The 2,716-nt window shown below is 30.5% G+C and carries 3 protein-coding genes; all 3 read left to right on the forward strand.

Annotated features, from left to right (window positions below):
• The first annotated feature begins 141 nt into the window (after positions 1–141).
• The 3 genes from L6Q46_RS13495 (at position 142) to L6Q46_RS13505 (ending at position 2,685) form a co-directional block, all read left to right on the forward strand.
• Positions 142–339 carry a hypothetical protein gene (locus L6Q46_RS13495; protein WP_291284744.1) on the forward strand — a complete coding sequence of 66 codons (198 nt, stop codon included), beginning with the start codon at positions 142–144 and terminating at the stop codon, positions 337–339.
• Positions 340–404: 65 nt separating this feature from the next.
• Entirely contained in the window at positions 405–1,268 is an 864-nt protein-coding gene (locus tag L6Q46_RS13500; RefSeq protein WP_291284745.1) for an SDR family oxidoreductase, read from the forward strand.
• A gap of 118 nt (positions 1,269–1,386) precedes the next feature.
• The gene (locus L6Q46_RS13505; RefSeq protein ID WP_291284746.1) at positions 1,387–2,685 is read left to right on the forward strand and encodes a DUF4932 domain-containing protein; all 1,299 of its coding nucleotides are present in this window, start codon (positions 1,387–1,389) and stop codon (positions 2,683–2,685) included.
• Positions 2,686–2,716 lie beyond the last annotated feature (31 nt).

A 2,716-nucleotide genomic window follows, 5' to 3' on the forward strand; every position in this document is an offset into this window, starting at 1 on the left:
ATTGCAATGGAAGTGCAGAGTTTTATTAGTGAAAAACCTTCAATCTGTTATTTACAGGCAATTGAAGACTCCGAAGTTTATATTCTACCAAAGTCGAAACTAAATGAACTTTATAATATTCAGCCTAAAACCCAGGAGTTAATGAGAAAAATTTGGGAAGCTGCACTAATTATGGTAATTCCACGTTTTTCCTCATTACAAAATGACACTGCTGAAAAACGTTATTTGGAACTAATGAAAAACCCAGAATTAATGAGACAAATACCTCAAAAATATCTAGCTTCATTTATAGGAGTTACCCCAACATCATTAAGCCGAATTAGAAAAAAAATACACTAGTTAATTAATTGCCCTATGGCAACTTATTTTTGCATTCAACCAATTAATTTTGTTCAAAAAATGAAATGAAAGTTTTACTATTTGGGGCAACAGGAAACTTAGGTCAAGCCATGGCTAATGAATTAAAACAGAAAGGTTACGAAACAACTTGCGTTGTTAGGGATACATCGAAACTAAAAGGCTTAGAATCTATAACTGATAAATTTATTAATGCCGACGTTACAAACCCTGTAAGTTTAATAAATATTTGCAGCAGCTTCGACATTATTATATCTGCACTAGGTAAAAGCGTATCGCCAAATGATAATAGTAAACCTTCCTTCAAAGACATTGATTACATTGCCAATTCAAACATTCTTAATGAAGCTAAAAAAAGTACTGTAAAAAAATTTATTTATATCTCTGCATTTCATTCTGAAAAATATTTGCATCTAGAATATTTTAAAGTTCATCATGAATTTTCGCAAAAACTTATTTCATCAGGAATTAACTACACTATCATTAAGCCCCCAGCAATATTTAGTGCATTTAAGGATATGGTCGAAATGGCTAAAAAAGGTCAATTAATAAATATTGGTTTAGGTGACAAAAAAACTAATCCAATTTACGAGGGTGATTTGGCAGGGATTATAGTTGAAAGCATAAAAGGCTCAAACCAAATAATTGAGGCCGGAGGAAAGGTTATATATACACGAAGACAGATCAATGAAATAATTCAAAAATCAACAAATCCTGAAAAAAAAATAAGATATGCTCCGTTAAGTCTATTTAAACTCATACTTTCATTGATGAAACTCATAAATAAGAATTTGTTTGATAAGTACTCATTTTTTATTGAAGTTATGCAACATGACACAATTGCTCCTCAGTTAGGAAAAATGACTTTGGAAGAATACTTGACATTGAAGAAGCAAAACACAATCCAATAATTAACCTGTAATGATAAAACAATTCATATTCATTCTTTTTTCATTTATTTTTATACCCTTGATTTTAAAGAGTCAAATTTGCTGTATAAAGGCTACTAATAAGTTAGCGCATATAAAATTGGAAAACGGATTGGCTGTTGAATGGACCATTACTCCTGAAACTCGGCCGGATGTTTACGAATTGGTTATTCCAAAGTCAACAAAAAGCAAAGTTACATTTTTTACAGATGTTGACTCAATAACTTTTCATGTTGAACCTAAGCGAACATATTCTTTTGTTGTGTTACTTGGTAAAGACTCTGCATACACTAAAATTGTTACTCGACCAGAGCCTGCTTATTTTTCAAAAAAGTATCAATCGCAAAATAATAATAAAACCTTAGTTGAAAACCCTGAAGTTTATGAATTGGTTAATATAGTAATAGCTCTCACAAAAAAGGGCCTAAGTGATAGTGATTTGGTAAATCATAACACAAAGTATTATAATGATATGATTAAATACTTTGAAAAGTTTAAATATGATAAAGTTGTACTAAGATTTGATTCTATTTTACAAAATCAGTGGTGGAAATATTTTTATCTAAAAATGGATGCATATGCTTTTGAAATTAAAAAAGGAAAGATTATTAATGGCGGTGTTTACGAGCGTGTAAATTGGGAATATGTAAATACCCTTCAACCACTTCTATCTGACTTGCAAGAATTTTATTTAAGAACCAATTTCTCTACTTTTTACAATGATCATAAAATTCTTTACGCACAACAAATTTCTTATTTACAAGATAGTATAAATATTCAAGGAATGAAACACTGGTTAAGCAAAAATTTCCCAACAACAAACTATAACTGTATTAAAGTAATCTATTCTCCTTTGGTATATGGAAGTCAATCTGCTATAAGTTTCCAAAATAATAGATTTGGTGAGGCGCAGGTTCACGTTAATTTCCCCTATACTGATGAGTCAGATATTGCGTTTTCTGAAATAGAAAACATTCTGAGGAATGGTAGTGTCATTTTTACAGAATTGAATCACTCGTATATCAACCCTGAAGCAGAAAAGTATTTGACGAATGCCGATTTCATAAAAGCCTTCCAGGAACTTGATTTTTGGGAGAGAAAGGATTCTCCAGCTAAAATAGCTTATCGCAATGGAATAAAATGCTTTGAGGAATATCTAAATTGGTCGTTGCTTTCACTCTATATTGTAGATAATGCACCAAAAAATTCACAAGAGAAACTTATAAGTAGAATTGAATACAATAATCAAGAAATTCGTGGCTTTTTAAAATTTAAAGAATTCAATCAAGAGTTTATTCGTTTATATTCTCAAAAAAAAGCTGAAGAAACTGTTGCTGATCTTCTTCCGGCCATTATAAAATGGTGTAGAAAACAAACAACTATTGCAACGAAACAATAAAATCCTAATGAATATGCAAGTGAATCAATAA

The sequence above is a fragment of the Flavobacterium sp. genome (assembly GCF_023151265.1).
In the GTDB taxonomy this organism is placed as follows: Bacteria; Bacteroidota; Bacteroidia; order Flavobacteriales; family Flavobacteriaceae; genus Flavobacterium.

Excerpts from the sequence above, each read along its gene's own strand:
- L6Q46_RS13495 (WP_291284744.1), top strand. The coding sequence starts at position 142 with ATGAGAAAAATTTGGGAAGCTGCACTAATTATGGTAATTCCACGTTTT.
- L6Q46_RS13500 (WP_291284745.1), top strand. The coding sequence starts at position 405 with ATGAAAGTTTTACTATTTGGGGCAACAGGAAACTTAGGTCAAGCCATG.